This is a genomic window from Ruegeria sp. AH12, from assembly GCF_056541465.1.
The window spans coordinates 17,860-35,425 of record NZ_JBQFYL010000007.1 but is presented as its reverse complement, the minus strand read 5'-3'; the positions used below and the strand labels follow the sequence as shown (position 1 = coordinate 35,425).

The 17,566-nt window shown below is 60.0% G+C and carries 17 protein-coding genes; 9 read left to right on the top strand and 8 right to left on the bottom strand.

The window, feature by feature from the left end; all coding sequences use genetic code 11:
- Positions 1 to 51: 51 nt before the first annotated feature.
- Both ACR0EL_RS12390 and rbfA read right to left on the bottom strand, forming a co-directional pair.
- On the bottom strand, positions 52 to 792 hold the full coding sequence (locus tag ACR0EL_RS12390; protein ID WP_480500195.1) for a phosphodiester glycosidase family protein: 741 nt from the start codon (positions 790 to 792) through the stop codon (positions 52 to 54).
- A complete protein-coding gene (rbfA, locus tag ACR0EL_RS12385) occupies positions 789 to 1,184 on the bottom strand; it encodes a 30S ribosome-binding factor RbfA (RefSeq protein WP_170453633.1) in 396 nt (131 codons plus the stop codon). The genes ACR0EL_RS12390 and rbfA overlap by 4 nt, the downstream gene beginning before the upstream one ends.
- A gap of 91 nt (positions 1,185 to 1,275) precedes the next feature.
- On the opposite strand from rbfA, the gene dapB reads away from it, so the two are divergent.
- Positions 1,276 to 2,085, top strand: coding sequence for a 4-hydroxy-tetrahydrodipicolinate reductase (dapB, locus tag ACR0EL_RS12380; protein WP_480500194.1), 810 nt, complete (start codon positions 1,276 to 1,278; stop codon positions 2,083 to 2,085).
- Positions 2,086 to 2,145: 60 nt separating this feature from the next.
- Here the strand turns inward: dapB and tmpB are convergent, their stop codons facing one another.
- Positions 2,146 to 2,736 (bottom strand): (R)-1-hydroxy-2-trimethylaminoethylphosphonate oxygenase, encoded by a 591-nt coding sequence (gene tmpB / locus ACR0EL_RS12375; protein ID WP_480500193.1) that lies wholly within the window; start codon positions 2,734 to 2,736, stop codon positions 2,146 to 2,148.
- Positions 2,733 to 3,869 (bottom strand): 2-trimethylaminoethylphosphonate dioxygenase, encoded by a 1,137-nt coding sequence (tmpA, locus tag ACR0EL_RS12370; protein ID WP_480500191.1) that lies wholly within the window; start codon positions 3,867 to 3,869, stop codon positions 2,733 to 2,735. The genes tmpB and tmpA overlap by 4 nt, the downstream gene beginning before the upstream one ends.
- Positions 3,870 to 3,967: 98 nt before the next feature.
- Here tmpA and ACR0EL_RS12365 point away from each other — a divergent pair, with 98 nt between their 5' ends.
- Positions 3,968 to 4,822 carry a LysR family transcriptional regulator gene (locus ACR0EL_RS12365; protein ID WP_480500189.1) on the top strand — a complete coding sequence of 285 codons (855 nt, stop codon included), beginning with the start codon at positions 3,968 to 3,970 and terminating at the stop codon, positions 4,820 to 4,822.
- Positions 4,823 to 4,826: 4 nt separating this feature from the next.
- Here the strand turns inward: ACR0EL_RS12365 and ACR0EL_RS12360 are convergent, their stop codons facing one another.
- On the bottom strand, positions 4,827 to 5,009 hold the full coding sequence (locus tag ACR0EL_RS12360) for a DUF1674 domain-containing protein (RefSeq protein WP_353008810.1): 183 nt from the start codon (positions 5,007 to 5,009) through the stop codon (positions 4,827 to 4,829).
- 88 nt (positions 5,010 to 5,097) lie between these two features.
- Between ACR0EL_RS12360 and ACR0EL_RS12355 the strand changes: the two genes are divergently transcribed.
- The 7 genes from ACR0EL_RS12355 (at position 5,098) to ACR0EL_RS12325 (ending at position 13,561) form a co-directional block, all read left to right on the top strand.
- On the top strand, positions 5,098 to 6,357 hold the full coding sequence (locus tag ACR0EL_RS12355; RefSeq protein WP_480500188.1) for an RsmB/NOP family class I SAM-dependent RNA methyltransferase: 1,260 nt from the start codon (positions 5,098 to 5,100) through the stop codon (positions 6,355 to 6,357).
- Between the two features lie 90 nt (positions 6,358 to 6,447).
- The gene (locus ACR0EL_RS12350) at positions 6,448 to 8,187 is read left to right on the top strand and encodes a heparinase II/III family protein (RefSeq protein WP_480500187.1); all 1,740 of its coding nucleotides are present in this window, start codon (positions 6,448 to 6,450) and stop codon (positions 8,185 to 8,187) included.
- A gap of 22 nt (positions 8,188 to 8,209) precedes the next feature.
- The gene (gene purH, locus ACR0EL_RS12345; RefSeq protein ID WP_480500185.1) at positions 8,210 to 9,799 is read left to right on the top strand and encodes a bifunctional phosphoribosylaminoimidazolecarboxamide formyltransferase/IMP cyclohydrolase; all 1,590 of its coding nucleotides are present in this window, start codon (positions 8,210 to 8,212) and stop codon (positions 9,797 to 9,799) included.
- Positions 9,799 to 10,275, top strand: coding sequence for a signal peptidase II (lspA, locus tag ACR0EL_RS12340; RefSeq protein WP_480500184.1), 477 nt, complete (start codon positions 9,799 to 9,801; stop codon positions 10,273 to 10,275). The genes purH and lspA overlap by 1 nt, the downstream gene beginning before the upstream one ends.
- Before the next feature lie 49 nt (positions 10,276 to 10,324).
- Positions 10,325 to 10,840 carry a DUF3035 domain-containing protein gene (locus ACR0EL_RS12335; protein WP_170533713.1) on the top strand — a complete coding sequence of 172 codons (516 nt, stop codon included), beginning with the start codon at positions 10,325 to 10,327 and terminating at the stop codon, positions 10,838 to 10,840.
- A gap of 79 nt (positions 10,841 to 10,919) precedes the next feature.
- On the top strand, positions 10,920 to 12,260 hold the full coding sequence (locus tag ACR0EL_RS12330) for a M16 family metallopeptidase (protein WP_353008824.1): 1,341 nt from the start codon (positions 10,920 to 10,922) through the stop codon (positions 12,258 to 12,260).
- Positions 12,257 to 13,561 carry a M16 family metallopeptidase gene (locus ACR0EL_RS12325; protein ID WP_480500182.1) on the top strand — a complete coding sequence of 435 codons (1,305 nt, stop codon included), beginning with the start codon at positions 12,257 to 12,259 and terminating at the stop codon, positions 13,559 to 13,561. Before ACR0EL_RS12330 ends, ACR0EL_RS12325 begins: the two co-directional genes overlap by 4 nt.
- A gap of 3 nt (positions 13,562 to 13,564) precedes the next feature.
- On the opposite strand, the gene ACR0EL_RS12320 is transcribed toward ACR0EL_RS12325, so the two are convergent.
- From ACR0EL_RS12320 to ACR0EL_RS12310, 3 genes are all read right to left on the bottom strand, one after another.
- Positions 13,565 to 14,299 (bottom strand): Crp/Fnr family transcriptional regulator, encoded by a 735-nt coding sequence (locus ACR0EL_RS12320; RefSeq protein ID WP_480500181.1) that lies wholly within the window; start codon positions 14,297 to 14,299, stop codon positions 13,565 to 13,567.
- An 88-nt stretch (positions 14,300 to 14,387) separates the two neighbouring features.
- Positions 14,388 to 15,203: an SDR family oxidoreductase gene (locus ACR0EL_RS12315; RefSeq protein ID WP_480500179.1), complete on the bottom strand. Its 816-nt coding sequence runs from the start codon at positions 15,201 to 15,203 to the stop codon at positions 14,388 to 14,390.
- A gap of 24 nt (positions 15,204 to 15,227) precedes the next feature.
- A complete protein-coding gene (locus ACR0EL_RS12310) occupies positions 15,228 to 17,561 on the bottom strand; it encodes an aldehyde dehydrogenase family protein (RefSeq protein WP_480500178.1) in 2,334 nt (777 codons plus the stop codon).
- Between the last annotated feature and the right edge of the window lie 5 nt (positions 17,562 to 17,566).

The window sequence follows — 17,566 nt, the reverse complement described above, 5'->3', positions numbered from 1 at the left end:
ACATCCTGAATCTTATCGAGGCGCGCGAGTTAGCGGATCGCCCAGCTGCTGTCAATTTGCCGGTACGTCCTCAACAACGCCCACGATGGGACCCAGAGAAAACCCGATATCCGACCGATTGCTGGCGCGTTCGTACATGCGCGAGATATTGCCATCGAGAAACAGCGCATTTGGCATCTCAAGCGCATCGCGGAACAACCTGCCGAATTCGTGGAATGTTACAGAGTCTTCGGAGATGACAAATACCGCTCGCGCGCCATCAGCGCTGGTACCCACCCCGTTCCGGATATAGCGCGAGGTTGAATCGGGCAGAAAGCGCGGATGTAACTCGCCGTTTATTACCAACATGGGGCCGGATTGCGTGGCAAAGCGGCACTGGGGTGCCTGCTCGACGAATTCCAAAGTCTCAAACACATCTGCACGGGTTTCACGAATACAGAACACGCCATTGGGCAGCAGGCCGAAATTGCCCGGCCCAGCATTCGGAATCACGCGCATCTGTTCCTGCCCGTCTTCGACATAATGGCCAACGGGCGCGCGGTCGTCATGGTACATCCCCGCGTTCATCGCAAAAGCAAGCCGCTTGCCCTGCGGCTCCAGCGCCTCGTTCACTGACGAAAAATGGCCCAGCAGATCGCCATTTTCGTCGTTCAGAAACAGGCGCAAATCTTCCGAGGCATCCACCTCACAAATGGTATAGCGCTTATCCTCATGGGTCAGCTTCTCGCAGGTAACTGCGAAGGCTTGCGCGGCCCAGAGAACCGCGCCCAAAGTGATAAATGCGCGGATCACTCGTCCAGATCGCGGCGCACCGCGTCCTGTTCGAACATGCGGCGGGTGTCGTCCAGGCGGTCAAACGTATCATCCAGACGGAATCGCAGATCGGGCGAAAATTTCAGGTTCAGCTTCTTACCGATCACGCGCCGCAGCTCACCCTTGTTACGGGCCAGCAGTTCGATCACGTCCTCCTGCCCCTTGCCACCCAGTGGAAGCACATAGGCGGTCGCGATCTTCAGATCCGGCGAAGTGCGCACCTCACCCACGGTGATCGACATGCGGTTCAGGTCGGGATCGTGGACATCTCCGCGCGCCAGAACCTCGGACAGGGTGCGGCGGATCAGTTCGCCGACGCGCAGCTGTCGTTGGGACGGGCCGGGGCCATCGTGGAATTTGTTCTTTGCCATAAACCCCGATCTAAGCGCAAAGCAGGGCTTTGCCAAGCGGGCGCGAACCGGGTAGGAGGCTTTGAGCCGACTGCAACAAGGGAATACCGCCATGACCCATATTCCGGGGATCGTCATCACAGGGGCTTCGGGCCGTATGGGGCAGATGCTGATCAAGACCGTCACCGACAGCGATCAGGCGCGTCTGGTCGGTGTGGTCGAGCGTACGGGCCATGACTGGATCGGTCAGGACGTGGGCGAAGCGATGGGCGGCCCCGCGCTGGGTGTCACGGTCACTGATGACCCGTTGGAAGCCTTTGCGCAGGCGCAGGCCGTGATCGATTTCACCGCACCCGAGGCGACGTTGGAATTCGCAGCATTGGCTGCACAGGCGCGCTGTGTCCACGTGATCGGTACCACCGGCATGAGCGACGAACAGATCGCCGCGCTGGAACCCGCCTCGCGCCATGCGGTCATCGTGCGGGCCGGCAACATGAGCCTTGGCGTCAACCTGCTGGTGCAACTGACCAAAAAAGTTGCCGCCGCGCTGGATGAAGATTTCGATATCGAGGTGATCGAAGGCCACCACCACCACAAGGTCGATGCGCCCTCGGGCACCGCACTGATGCTGGGTGAAGCCGCCGCCGCAGGGCGCGGAGTCACGCTGGCTGATGTCTCGGATCGGGGCCGCGACGGTATCACCGGCGCGCGCAAACGCGGTGATATCGGGTTCCACGCCATTCGTGGTGGTGACATCGTTGGCGAACATGACGTGCTGTTTGCCGCGCCGGGCGAGCGCATTGTTCTGCGCCATCTGGCCACCGACCGCGCTATCTTTGCCAGAGGCGCATTGAAAGCGGCGCTGTGGGGGCAGGGCAAATCGCCGGGTCAGTATGACATGATGGATGTTCTGGGCCTATAGCCCTGCGCAGCGACACCGAGGACATGTGTTTGTTGCCCTCGGTAGTCACTTATGACTGCGTCAATCGGTCTTCAGATGTCGGTCGACCATCCGCTGCACCATCGGTGCGAAATGGGCGAAATTCGGTGTTTCCATATCGGCGCGCTTTCCGGCCTCATCCAGATAGCGCACCTGAATGATCTCTTTCAGGTTCGGATTGGCCTCGAACGCGGCGACCTCCTCAGCGCTCATCGGGCCGCCCTGTAATTCCAGCGTATGGACCGAGGCGGCTGACAGCCGGTTGAAATATTCCGGCTTGGTGGCGCAGAGATAGCGCTTGGCCGCGACGTGATAGCGGCAGCAATCGGTGATGACCGAGGGGAAGAACTGTTCCAGCACTTCGGCCCCGGCATCCTCGTGATGACGGTCCTCGGTGTCGTCGGGATGATATGTGCCGAACTCGGAGGTGAAATGGCCGATGTCATGCAGCAACGCGCCCACGATGATCTCTTCGGGCATCCCGTTCTGTTCTGCGATGGTGGCGCCCTGCAACATATGTTCGGCCATTGTGACAGGTTCGCCCAGATACTCCTCTCCGCCGCGTCGATCAAAGATGTCGCCAATGAAAGCCACGATATTGTCGCGGCTTAGCGTCGTGAAATCAGGTTTCATTCGGCCGCCTCCGGCTGGGCCATTTCCTTTGCGGCCAAGGTCGACAGCAAGCCATCTTTGTCTGCGTAACACCCCTGCAGCCAACGCGATCCCGCGCCGGAATAGCCGAGGCGCGCATGCAGCACGCGAGTGTTGTCGACGATGAAGCTCTCGCCCGGCTCCAGTTTGAACGACACGCCCATCGCCGGGTCATCGATGATTTCGGCCAATTGGCGGTACGCAGCGTAGTAGGCTTCCATCTTTTCAAAGGGCACGTCAACAAACGGGGCCGAGGAGCGGTTGTTGAAGCGGATGCCAATCAACTCTCCATCCGGGGACAGTTCGATCATCGGGCGGCGTGACCGCAGGCAGACCCCGTCAGAGCCTTTGTATTCGAACCGGGCCGGGTAACCTGCCAGCAGGGCAAAGCCTTCGGGGTTCTGATCACGCAACTTTTCGGCCGCGCGGAATCCGTCAACCACGATGGAATCGCCGCCTTCAGCCGAGTTTTCCAGACAATAGAGGATTTGTAGTGTGGGCACCGGGTCGCGGTAAGGGTTGTCGGTATGGGCTTGCAACCCTAGCCCGGTATAGGCCAGGTTGGTCGGGTTCACTTCGGTTCGGACCTCAAAATAGGGGCCATAGTTGGTTTCGCGCACATAGCCGAACAGATCGGCCACTTTCAGCAGCGATTCCGCCTCGGTCGGGCCTCCGGTCAGCTTGGCAAAGCCATATTCAGCCACCGCTGCCAGCCAGTTGCGCTTGGCGGAAGGATCGGCATGAACCTCAGACCAGTCACCGCTGGGCGCATCGATGCCACGTTCCCAGGTAGTGATGCCGGGCGCGACGCGGCCCGGCACCGCATCATGATCGCGGTCATAGCAATGCTCAGCCAGCCAGTCGGCGGGGAAGGTAACTGTCTTGTCTTCGGGCTGGAACGTGACCTGCAGATCGCCCGCAACGACCTGTGCGGCGCTGACCGACACATCGGCGGGAATGTCGCCGATGGTGATCAGGCGTTGGCCATTGCCGGGGGCGCGGGTGTCAGGGTCCAGCGCGTTGTCGCGCAGCCATATGGCGTGAAAGCGGGCCTCGGCTCCGCTGTCGAACACAACAGTAACGACAGAGGCGGTGTGAGTGGCGGTGCGCAGCATGGGGGCCTCCTGTTCGGCGCGAGCTTTGGTTGAGCAGATACGATGTTCATGGCATTACGACAATTAATCCTTCTTTCGGCTGAGGCTTGGAAAAACTTATGGCTAAGAAAAAGATCGGATTGCCGCCCCTGGACTGGCTGCGGGTGTTCGAAGCTGCGGGCCGGCTGGGCGGGTTTTCAGCGGCGGCAAAAGAGTTCGGGCTGACCCAGGCGGCGGTCAGTCAGCGGATTGCCAACCTCGAATCCTGGCTGGGCCGGTCCCTGTTCGTGCGTGAAGCGCGGGGCGTTTCACTGACGGTCGAGGGCGAAAGCTATCTGCCTTTGGTACAGGACAGTTTGCAGGCGCTGGAACGCAATACCGAGGATTTGTTTGGTAAATCCCCGCGCGAGCTGCGCGTTGCAGGATTATCGTCAAGCATTCATGCGCTGGTATTGCCCAGTCTGGATCGGTTTCAGGACATACGCCCTAAGGTGCGGGTGATGACGGATTCTGTTGCGCGCCGCTCGTCCTTGGATGAGGAGCGCACGTGGCTGCAAATCCGCTATGGGCGTGGGGCGTGGCCAGGGCGCGATGCTGCGCTGATCGCGCCTGAGGTTCTGATGCCAATGGCTGCACCCGGTGTGGACTGGGGCGCGCCGCTGATTGATCTGCGCGGTGAACGCCCGGGCTGGTGGGATTGGGCGAATAAAACGGGGGTGGTGGATTTGCCTCCAGCAAAGGTGAGCTTTGATTCGATGGAACATGCCATTTCCGCAGCCCGCCAGGGGTTGGGCGTTGCTCTGGGCTCGGTGCCTTTGGCGCAAGCGGATTTACAGTCGGGGCGATTGCGCAGGCTCGATTTTCCGGAATTGCGGACCAAGGATTGCTATTGGCTGACATGGCCCGAGGAGCGTGCGAAATCCAAGCAACAGCGCGCGTTGATCGAGGATTTTCTGCAGGCGCTGCGGGGCTGATTGCCTAGAAATCGATGGCAATTCCCTTTTTCTCCCAATCGCCATATCGGGCGGGGTCCGGCCCGTCACGACCGCCCAGTTCTTTGGGCAATGCCTGTGCTTTCGCTTCGGCCTTACGGCGGCGTTCTTCCGCTTCGGCCAGCGCGCGCTGGGCAGCGGGGGGCAGGTCTTTGCGGTCGTCACTCATGACATCGGGTTCCTTTCCGGGCACAGCCTTGATATACGCCCGCGTCCGCCAATGGCAATGCGGGCGCAGATCATATGAAGGTGGGATCATGTCAAACAGCGCAACAGCAGCACGGCGCAGCGCAATCTATCTGTTGGATCAGGTGCTGGGTGAGGGCAGGTTGCTGTCCGAGTGCCTGGCCGCAGGTGCGCTGGACCGGCTGGGCCCCGAGGATCGCGCGCGTGCGCAGCGCCTGGCCGTTGAAACGCTGCGTGGGCTGGAGCGCGCCGACCGGCTGCTCGACAACCATCTGAACCGAACACCTACGCTGACGGTTCATAACGCTTTGCGTCTTGGAGCGGTCGAGCTGTGCAATGGCGAAGCTGCACATGGGGTGGTGAATTCCATGGTCGAGATCGTCAGCCGGTCACGCAAGCACGGCCGCCTGAAGGGTTTGGTGAACGCGGTTCTACGCAAGGTCGCTGCCGAAGGGCCCGAGGCCTGGCCCAAGATGCGTGTCCCGCGTCTGCCCGAGTGGTTGCGCGATCCCCTGATTGCCGCATGGGGCGCGGATGCTGTTATTGGCATGGAACAGGCCCATTTTGCCGGGGCTCCGCTGGATTTGACCGTGAAGCCGGGGGCATCTGCCCCGTCGGATGAAACGCTGCCAACCGGGTCGGTGCGTATCAAAGATGCAGGTCAGGTTTCGACCTTGCCTGGATATAAGGCCGGGGATTGGTGGGTGCAGGATGCGGCGGCTGCTCTGCCGGTGCGCGTTCTGTCCCCGAAGCCGGGTGAACAGGTGCTGGACCTCTGCGCCGCGCCGGGCGGGAAGACGATGCAACTGGCCGCTGCCGGTGTGGATGTTACGGCGCTGGATATCTCAGAGGCGCGTATGGAGCGGGTACGAGAGAACCTCGCACGGACCGGCTTGACTGCAACGGTTGTTGTCGGCGACGCGCTGGAGCATGCGGGACAGTATGATGCCATCCTTCTGGATGCGCCCTGTTCGGCCACGGGCACAATCCGCAGGCACCCCGATCTGCCTTTTGCCAAAGATGGCTCCGAATTCGGCGGTCTGATCGATCTTCAGGCGCAGATGCTGGCCCATGCCTGGGGTCTGCTGAAACCGGGCGGGCGGTTGGTTTATTGCACCTGTTCTTTGTTGCCAGACGAAGGCGAGGTGCAGATTGAAGAGGCGCTGGAAACCCACCCGGACATGGTTGTGGACCGCGCGGCGCTGAGCCTGCCGGGCGTGGACAATAACTGGATCACCGAAGAAGGCGGCTTGCGCCTGCGGCCGGATTATTGGGCGGAATACGGCGGCATGGATGGGTTCTACATCGCCTGCCTGAGTAAATCTGCCTGAGGTCACGCTTTTCGATGACTTGACGATCAGCCCGGTCTATCGTTGGGTCGCAAGCGCCAGCAGAGCGCAAGGGGCAGAGTAAAACGCGTCATGTCAGAAACGGACACCATGACCAGCCGGTGGATGCGGTTTCAGAACCGGTTTTATGCGCGTCTAAGTCAAAGACAGCGGGCGGTAACCGGGTTTGTTTCGCAGCCTGAACCGCGCACCGTTGGGTCTTATGCGCGGGGGCGTCAGCTGGTCGCCGGAAACCTGCTGTTCTCCGGCTATCTGGTCGAGGCGCAAGATACGGGTTTGTGGGAGGTCGCGGCCCCAAGCGTTGGATTTGACGATGAACGCCACGGCTTTGCCTGGCTGGATGATCTGGCTGCTGTTGGAGACAGTCGCGCGCGGGAAAAGGCGCAGCGCTGGGTCTGGGGCTGGATCGCGGCCCATGGGCGCGGTTGCGGGCCCGGATGGGTGCCTGATCTGACGGGCCGACGGGTCATGCGCTGGATCAACCACGCGCTGTTCTTGCTGCGCGGGGTCGATGATGTCCAAAGCAAGCTTTTCTTTCGGTCTCTGGCCCAGCAAACTTGGTTCCTGTCTAAGCGTTGGCATGCGGCGACGCCGGGCCTGCCGCGGTTCGAAGCATTGGCCGGACTGGTGCAATCGGGCCTTGCCCTTGAGGGGCTGGAGGCGATGGCCGACCCCGCGGTCCGTGCCTTGGCGCGGGAATGCGAACGACAGGTGGATGCACAAGGTGGTATCCCAACCCGCAACCCCGAGGAGTTGCTGGAGGTTTTCACCTTGCTCAGCTGGACTGCTGCCGCCCTGAACGATGTAGGCCGCGGCACGCCAGTGGCGCAGGCCAACGCGATCAAGCGGATTGCACCTACCTTGCGCAGCTTGCGCCACGCGGATGGGGCTTTGGCCCGGTTCCATGGTGGTGGTCGCGGGGTCGAGGGACGATTGGAACAGGCGCTCGCTCAAAGCGGTGTCAAACACAAGGCGGCGACCGAGCTGCCGATGGGGTATTCTTGCCTCTCTGCCGGTCGGACCACGGTTGTTGTCGATGCCAGCCCGCCGCCATCCGGTGCGGCCTCGTTCAACGCGCATGCCTCGACCTTGGCATTTGAACTAACGTCGGGCCGTCGTCCTCTGATCGTGAATTGCGGGTCCGGGGCTAGTTTCGGGCTGGATTGGCGGCGGGCAGGCCGGGCAACGCCGTCTCATTCCACTTTGTGCCTTGATGGCTATTCCAGCGCCCGGCTGGCCCAGCCGGTTCAAGGTAGTGAGCAGCAGGCGCTTGTCGATGCGCCGCGCGGTGTTCCATTTGATTTTGAGGACGCGATCGAAGGCATTCGCTTTATGTCCGGGCATGACGGTTACGCCAAAGTGTTTGGCCTGACCCATGCACGCACATTCGAGTTGCGTTTTGACGGACGCAAATTGACTGTCGAGGATATCCTTCTGACCGCAACCGACAAAGCCAAGCGGCAGTTTGACAAGGCGATGGATGCCTCGGGCCTGTCGGGCATCCCTTTTGACATTCGTTTTCACCTGCATCCGGATGTGGATACAGCCGTTGATCTGGGCGGGGCGGCGGTGTCGATGGCGCTTAAAAGCGGTGAGATCTGGGTTTTCCGCCACGATGGCGTGGGAAAATTAGACGTCCAGCCAAGTGTTTACCTTGAAAAAGGGCGCCTGAAGCCACGCGCGACAAAACAGATCGTTCTATCTGGCCGCGCAATGGAGTATGCGACGCGCATCCAGTGGACGTTGAGCAAGGCGCAGGATACTGCCTATGCCGTGCGTGACCTGCACCGGGACGAGCCAGAATTCGACTGACGCCAAAAGGACCTTTGGACCCATGACTGATCTTCACCCCGTGCGCCGCGCGTTGCTTTCCGTTTCCGACAAGACCGGGCTGATCGAGCTGGGAAAGGCGCTGGCCGAGCGCGGGGTTGAGCTGTTATCGACCGGCGGCACTGCCAAAGCGCTGCGTGACGCGGGGCTTGTGGTTCGGGATGTCAGCGATGTCACCGGTTTCCCTGAGATGATGGATGGCCGCGTCAAGACCTTGCACCCGATGGTGCACGGCGGGCTGCTGGCGCTGCGTGACAATGACACCCATGTCGCCGCGATGGATGAACACGGAATCGGCGCAATCGATCTGCTGGTTGTGAACCTCTACCCGTTCGAGGCCACGGTTGCCAAAGGTGCAGGTTATGATCAATGTATCGAGAACATCGACATTGGCGGGCCTGCGATGATTCGCGCGGCCTCAAAAAACCATGCCTTTGTGAATGTTGTTGTGGATGTCGAAGATTACTCGTCCCTGCTGGATCAGTTGGAAGAGAACTATGGCAAGACCTCATACGGGTTCCGCCAGTGGCTGGCGCAAAAGGCCTACGCCCGCACGGCGGCCTATGACACCGCCGTGTCGAACTGGATGGCAGATGCCCTGCAGCTTGAAGCGCCGAAGCGCCGGGCCTTTGCTGGCGAACTGAAACAGACCCTCCGTTATGGCGAGAACAGCCATCAGCAGGCAGCGTTCTATACCGACGGCACGAACCGCCCCGGCGTGGCGACCGCCCTGCAACATCAGGGCAAGGAACTGAGCTATAACAACATCAACGACACTGACGCGGCCTTTGAGTTGGTGGCGGAGTTTGATCCGGCACAGGGCGCCGCCTGCGCCATCATCAAACACGCCAACCCCTGTGGTGTAGCGACAGGTGAAACCTTGCTTGACGCTTATAAATCGGCCTTCGATTGTGATCGGACCTCAGCCTTTGGCGGCATCGTGGCCTTGAACCAGCCGCTGGATGCGGAAACTGCGCAAGAAATCACCGGGATTTTCACCGAGGTCGTCATTGCCCCTGGAGCGTCAGATGAGGCCAAAGCGATCTTTGCGGCCAAGAAGAACCTGCGCCTGCTGACAACCGAGGCTCTGCCGGACGTGACCGCCGGTGGTAAAACTGTGCGTCAGGTGGCTGGCGGTCTGCTGGTTCAGGACAAGGATAATGGCTTTGTTGGCATGGATGACCTGAAGGTGGTGACCAAGAAAGCGCCGACCGAGGATCAGATGCGCGACCTGCTGTTCGCGTGGAAGGTGGCCAAGCATGTCAAATCCAACGCCATCGTCTATGTCAAAGACGGCGCAACCGTTGGTGTAGGTGCGGGCCAGATGAGCCGCGTCGACTCCGCTCTGATCGCAGCCAAAAAGGCCGAGCGCATGGCCGATGTTCTGGGCTTGCCCCAGCCATTGACAATCGGCTCCGCCGTCGCGTCGGATGCGTTCTTCCCCTTCCCCGATGGATTGATGGAGGCCGCCGAGGCGGGAGCGACCTGCGTAATCCAGCCCGGTGGCTCAATGCGCGATGATGAGGTGATCGCAGCGGCGGATGAGGCCGGTCTCGCGATGGTCTTCACCGGCATGCGGCACTTTCGGCACTGATGTCGTATCGGCTGCTCTACTGGGCTGCGCTGGTGGCCATTCTGATCGACCAGATCAGCAAATATCTGGTCGTTCGGGTCATGCGCGTTGCGGATCAGCCCGGCGGTATCGACGTTTTGCCACCTTTGGTCGTGTTCAAATACGGCGAAAACCGCGGTATCAACTTCGGCCTGTTTCAGGGCAATTCTGATGCCGCACGCTGGGTTCTGGTCGCGATTTCCGTTGCGATTTGTGTCGCCGTCTTTATCTGGCTGCGCCGTTCAACACCGTCCAAGCTGATGCTGATTTGCGGTGGGTTCTTGATCGGTGGCGCGATGGGCAATGTGGTCGACCGGGTGCTTTATGGTTTTGTTCTGGATTTCCTCAACATGTCATGCTGCGGTATCAACAACCCGTATGTGTTTAATCTGGCGGATGTTTTTGTCTTTGCAGGGGCCATTGGGCTTGTTCTGTTTGATGGGAAAAAGCCCTCGTGACGCGCCGAAGGATATGCGATAAAACGTCCGAAACTGGTTGGAGACTCTGATGCGGTTGTCGCGCGCACCCTATGTTTTGATCTTTGCCGCTGCGGTTGCTGCGTGCTCGAACCCCGGTTTGCGCGAACTGACGCCTCCTGGGGATGGCCCGGATGAGTTCTCGGTGCTGCCGGTCAAACCTCTGACAGAACCCAAGGATTATGCATTTCTGCCCGCGCCAACCCCGGGTGGTAGTAATCTGACAGATCCGAATCCCAAGGCAGATGCGGTTCTTGCACTGGGCGGTAACCCGGCAGCGACAAACCCGAACGGGGCGATCCCGGCCTCGGATTCCGCGCTGGTGACCGCGTCCAGCCGCTATGGTGTGCCGGCGAACACGCGCCAGATCGTTCAGGCCGAAGACGATGAGTTCCGCCAGCGCCGTGGCCGGTGGACCGGCCTGCGCCTGTTCCCGGTGGATCGCTATCAGCAGGTCTATGAACGTCAGGCGTTGGACCCCTTTGCGCAGACGGAAGCTGCCCGCCGTGCCGGGCTCGAAACGCCCTCGTCACCGCCAGATGAATAAATTTTAACTTTTTGTCATCTGACTTGAACCTGCCGCGCACCACCGTAGTTTATGCTCATAACGAAACGGAGGATGCCCCATGGTTCGGGCCTTGGCACTTTCTGCCGCCCTGATTGCCGCGACCCCGGTTTTTGCCGAGGATGGTCAAGAAGCGGTCACGACATTTACGCTTGATAACGGAATGGAAGTGGTCGTGGTCGAAGACCACCGCGCGCCTGTCGTGCAGCATATGGTCTGGTATCGGGCGGGGTCGGCGGATGAGCCTGCGGGTGTATCAGGTATCGCGCATTTCCTGGAACATCTGATGTTCAAAGGAACGGACACCCTGAAACAGGGGGAGTTTTCAGCGACCGTTGCAGCCAATGGCGGCGATGACAACGCCTTCACCTCCTACGACTACACCGCCTATTTCCAGCGCGTCGCTGCGGATCGGCTGGAGCTGATGATGCAGATGGAATCCGACCGGATGCGCAATCTGCGCCTGACCGAAAATGACATCACCGCTGAACGCGGCGTGATTTTGGAAGAGCGGAACCAGCGCACGGAGAACAACCCACGTGCCTTATTTGGCGAACAGCTGAGCGCAGCACAGTATCTCAACCATGGCTACGGCGTGCCGATCATCGGCTGGATGCATGAGATGGAGGCGCTGGACATGGACGACGCCCTGTCCTTCTACGCGGACCACTACGCACCTAACAACGCTATCCTTGTTGTCACCGGGGATGTGGATCCTGAAGAGGTGCGCGCGCTGGCCGATCAGTATTATGGCGTCATCCCGTCAAATCCCGAGATTGCCGAGCGCGTGCGCCCACAGGAACCTCCGCAGACAGCGGAGCGTCGCCTGACCTACAAGGACCCGCGCGTGGCGCAACCCTATGTGCATCGCACCTATCTGGCGCCCGAACGTGACCCGGGCGAACAGGAGAAGGCCGCCGCATTGTTCCTACTGGCCGAGTTGTTGGGGGGCAGCACCACATCTTATTTGAACGAAGAACTGCAATTCGATCAGCAGATCGCCGTCTATACCGGTGCGTTCTATCGCGGCGTATCGCTGGATGACACGACTTTTGATCTTCTGGTTGTCCCAGCGCAAGGTGTAACGTTGCAAGAGGCCGAAGATGCCATGGATCAAGCCGTAGCAGACTTCATCGCTGAAGGCGTGAACCAAGAGGATCTGGACCGGATCAAGATGCAGCTGCGCGCCTCACAGATATATGCCCGTGATAATGTCGACGGGATCGGCAACCGCTACGGTCGTGCCTTGGCCAGCGGTCTGACGGTCGAAGACGTACAGGCCTGGCCCGATATTCTGCAGGAGGTCACAGGTGACCAGATCATCGCCGCCGCGCGCGATGTCCTGCAACGCGAGACCTCGGTGACCGGCTGGCTGATGCGCGACGATGAGGTGACGCAATGAAACGGCTTTTTACAACTCTGATCGCCCTTCTGGTCGCACTGCCAGCATGGGCAGAGATTGAGATCAAAGAGGTGACATCGCCCGGGGGCATCACCGCCTGGCTGGTCGAGGATCACGCGATCCCGTTCACTGCGCTGGAATTGCGGTTCCGTGGCGGGACATCACTGGATGACCCCGAAAAACGCGGTGCGGTCTATCTGATGAGCGGCTTGATCGAAGAAGGTGCGGGCGACATGGATGCTCGCAGCTATGCTCGTGAACTCGAAGCGCTGGCTGCGTCATTCAGTTACAACGCGAGCGATGACACTGTCTCGATCTCGGCCCGCTTTCTGACCGAGAATCGCGATGAGGTGACGGACCTTCTGCGTACCACGATCCACGAACCTAGGTTTGATGAGGACGCGGTCGAGCGGGTCAAGGCGCAGATCCTGTCCGGGCTCAAATCAGATGCCAACGACCCCAATGATATCGCGGGTCTCAGTTTCTCGTCGATGGCCTATGGCGATCATCCCTATGGGTCTGAAGGCAAAGGTACCATTGATAGCGTATCGGCCCTGACTCGCGATGACGTGGTCGAGGCGTATGACAATGTCTTCGCCAAAGACCGGCTTTATGTCGGTGCGGTGGGCGACATCACGGCCGAAGAACTGGGCGTGCTTCTGGACAAATTGCTGGCTGATCTGCCTGACAGCACAAAGCCAATTCCGGGCAAGGCCGAAGTGTCGATCGAAGGCGGGGTCACCGTTGTCGACTTTGACACGCCGCAATCGGTTGCCTTGTTTGCCCAGAAAGGGATCGACCGGGACGATCCGGATTTCTTCGCGGCCTATATCCTGAACCACATCCTTGGCGGCGGCGGGTTTGAAAGCCGCCTGATGCAGGAGGTGCGCGAAAAGCGCGGCCTGACCTACGGTGTCGGCACCTATCTTGTGCCCAAGGATTTGGCCTCGGTCTATATTGGGTCGGTCTCATCCTCCAATGATCGCATCGCCGAAGCGGTTGAGGTTATTCGCAGCGAATGGGCGCGTGCGGCGGATGAGGGCGTAACCCAGAAAGAACTGGACGATGCCAAGACCTATCTGACGGGGGCTTATCCTCTGCGCTTTGACGGCAATGGTCAGATCGCCGGGATCATGGTTGGAATGCAGATGGAAGGTCTGCCCATCGACTATATCGCAACCCGCAATGATCAGGTGAATGCCGTGACACTGGAGGATGTAAACCGAGTTGCGAGCGAGTTGCTGGACCCAGAAGGCTTGCATTTCACCGTCGTGGGTCAGCCGGTAGGTCTGGACGGATAACGTTCAGGCCGCCGCCGCCAACATCGTGCGCGCCTTGACCGTGTGATTGTTGCTGCTCAGCAGTTTCTGGCGCGCATGCCGAAAATGTGCGGCCTTGAGCGCATCGTCGATCTGGCGGTTGCGCCGCAACACCCGGGCCAGACGCTGACTGTCAAAGACCAAGCACGTGGTCGGCTCATCGGTGCGCACCGTGGCTGTTGCGGGCAGACCGATGCCGAAGGTCAACTCTCCCAATATCTGGTCCGGGCCGCATTGATTAATCACCTGACTGTTCTTCAGGATCGTTGTTCGGCCTGACAGGACATAAGCAAGAAAGTCACTGGTCATGCCTTCCTCGATCAAGGTGACGCCGGGTTCGTATGTGATCAGCTTTGCGGTATTCAGCAGCTTGCGCGCGTGATGGGGTTTGAGCGTTTCAAGGTAGTTGTCAACAAACTGCTGCTCGGGTTCGGAAAACCGCACCAGATGATGTGAGAGATATCCGCGCAACAGACCCAGAACCGAGATCAGGATGTAAGCCAGCTGGATAATTGATCCGGCCAGATTGAACTCTTCCGCCATGCTGATCAGCACGCAACTTGCCGCAACGATGACCAGAACGGGATACAAAACGCCCGACCCGCGCACGATACCCATCTGCAACAGAAAGTAGTTGAGAATGTATAGCCCGGCACCGAATACGCCGATCATAACGATCAGCTGTGCAATGTCTGTGACGTCCGTCGGCAGTGTTAGCATCTTCAGGCCCACCCTTGCGATGTGATAGGCCAAAGGCTGTCTTCAAAACTGGATGCTGTATATGAACAGCTTCACAAGCTATTAACGATTATGTCCGTGCTTTTGTCTGCGCGCGCAACATACTCCCCATCATCTGCCCGAACTTACCCGAGCCGCGCTGATAGAGTGCGCCGTCCACGGCCATAACCGTTCCACTAATGTAACTGGCGAGGTCCGAGCTGAGGAACAGGCAGGCATTGGCCACATCCTGCGGCTGCCCCCAGCGGCCCAATGGGATGTCCTTGCGTATTTCTTCATGGGCGTCTTCCGAAGGCGTGAGACGTTTCGCGCCCTCGGTTCCTTCAATGAAGCCGGGCACGACCGAGTTCACCCGGATCCCTTCGATCCCCCACTCCATCGACAGCGTGCGCGTGATTTGGTCGACGCCGGCTTTGGCGGCGCAGACATGGGATTGGCCTTCGTAAGGCAGATAGGATTGCGGGGCCGAGATGTTGATGATGCTTGCACCGGGACGTTTGAGGTATGGGTAGGCCCCTTTCATCACGTGGATTGTGCCCATCAGGTCGATATCGATCACGGTTTTGAAAGCGTTGACTGACATCTCAGCCGCCAGCGCCGGAAAGTTGCCTGCCGCACCGGAAACCAGAACGTCGAATGTGCCGAGCGCATCGTGGAACTGTTTCAAGCCTCCTGCAACGGCCTCGGGATCGCGCACATCAAAGGCTACTCCGATGGCCTGCTCAGCGCCCGCTTCTTTCAGAGCTGCAACGGTATCATCCACTTTTTCCTGCGACCGGCTGGCCACCGCAAGTTTCGCGCCCGAGGCTGCAAAGGCCTCGGCAATACCACGATTGATACCGCTGGTTCCGCCAATGACGATGACGGCTTTTCCTGAAAAATCCATATGGGCCTCCCATGGTCGGGAGCCCTACTCGCCGTAGGGCACCCAGATGTTTTTGACTTCGGTCGCAGCTTGCAGGAAGCGGCGGGATTGGTCCACGCTCCAATCGATTGCCGTCGCGTTATTGACCCAGGTCCGTTTCAGGTTCCCGGCTGAGACAGCCTCGATCTCTTTTGACAGGTCGGTGGATGAGAACGACCAGACCGCGTCCACGTTCAGATGCGAGGCGAGCGGTTTCGCCAATTCCGCATGGCTGCCGGTCAGTATATTGACCACGCCAGCGGGGACGTCCGACGTCTCGAGAATCTGGTAGAAATCAGTTGCCGCCAGCGGGTAGGGCTCCGAAGCCACCAGAACCACCCGGTTGCCCATCGCAATCGCTGGTGCCATCGCAGACACAAGACCCAGCAGAGGTGCCTCATCCGCACAAAGCGCACCGATGACGCCGACGGACTCTTTCATGGCAATCGCCACGCCCCGGATCGGTACGCCATGGACCTGACCGTCATATTTGTCGGCCCAGGCCGCCGCAGTGAACAGACGCTGGATTGAGGCTTCGACCTCTTTCGCGCCGTCTTTTTTGCCGGTCATGGCGTCGATACGGGCGGCAAATTCACCGGCGCGGGCCGACAAGTTCTCGCCGATATAGTACAGGATCTGTGCCCGCAGATGACCCGTGGTCTTGGACCAGCCTTTCGCGCCTGCTGCGGCCTCAACCGCGTTGCGCACGTCCTTCCGGTTGGCAAGACCCACATGGCCTAGCAGGCCGGATTTGCCCCAGACAGGTTTCGAATAGCCGCCATCGGGTCGCGCCTGCTTGCCGCCGATATACATCTTGGCGGTGCGGTCGATGGGATCGACCGGAGCCCCTTCGCCCATGGTCGCTTCAACCTTGGCCAGCGGCTTGGCCTTGCCTTTGGATTTGGTATAGGCCGTCAGCCCCTCCCAGCCACCTTCCCGTCCAAAACCGCTTTCGCGTACGCCGCCAAAGCCTGCGGCAGCGTCGAACAGGTTGGTGGCGTTCACCCAGACCACGCCCGCAACCAGCTTGGGCGCGATATCCAGCGCGAGGTTCACATTCTCGGTCCAGACCGTTGCGGCCAGACCGTAACGCGTGTTGTTGGCCAGTTCGACCGCCTCTTCCGGCGTGCGGAAGGTGGACGAGACCAGTACCGGGCCGAAGATTTCCTCTTGCATCAGCGGGTCCGAAGTTTCGAGGCCCGAGATCAATGTCGGAGGGTAGTAGCAGCCGTTTTCCGGCAGCTCACAGGCGGCCTGATGCACATGCCCAACCGTGTTGCTATCGACCATGCCCTTGATGGTCTGCAACTGAACCGGGTCCACGACCGCGCCGACGTCGATGCATTTGTCCAGCGGATCGCCGATGCGCAAGCCATCCATCCGGGCGCGCAGCTTGTCGTGAAAGCGGTCGGCAATGCCTTCCTGCACCAACAGGCGCGAACCCGCACAGCAGACCTGCCCCTGATTGAACCAGATCGCGTCAACCAGACCTTCGATGGCGCTGTCCACATCGGCGTCATCGAATACGACATAGGCGGACTTGCCGCCCAATTCCAACGTAAGCTCTTTACCCGTGCCTGCCGTCGCCTCACGGATGCGGCGACCCACGACGGTCGAGCCGGTAAAAGCGATCTTGTCCACCTCGGCGTTCACGATCATCTCGCCCACTGCGCCATCACCAGTCACGATGTTGACCACACCTTTGGGCAGCCCAGCCTGTGAGCAGATATCAGCAAACAACAGCGCGGTCAGCGAGGTGTATTCGGCCGGTTTCAGAACCACCGTATTCCCCATCGCCAGCGCAGGCGCGATCTTCCACGCCAGCATCAGCAAAGGGAAGTTCCAGGGGATGATCTGCCCGCACACACCCAATGCCTCAGCATCGGGCAGTTCGCTTTCCATCAGTTGCGCCATACCGGCGTGGTAGTAGAAGTGTCGCTGCGCCAGGGGGATGTCGATATCGCGGGACTCGCGGATCGGCTTGCCGTTATCCATGCTCTCCAGCACGGCAAAGAGGCGGGAATGCTTCTGCAACAGACGTGCAATGGCATAGAGATACCGCGCACGACCCGCGCCACCCAGTTTCTCCCACCTGGGTTGCGCCTTGCGGGCAGCGGCGACGGCAGCGTCCACATCAGCTTGCTTGGCCTGAGTCAGCTTGGCCAGAGCCTCTCCGGTCGCAGGGTTGCGGCTGTCGAACCCCTTGCCGGGTTTGGTAAAGGCCCCGTCGATGTAGTGGCCGAACTTGTCGCCCTGATCGACCAGCCAGGCCAGTGCCTCGGCAGCGCTTTCGGGGGCAGGGCCGTAATCCATGGTTTCGAAAATCTCTTTGACTGTCATTGTTT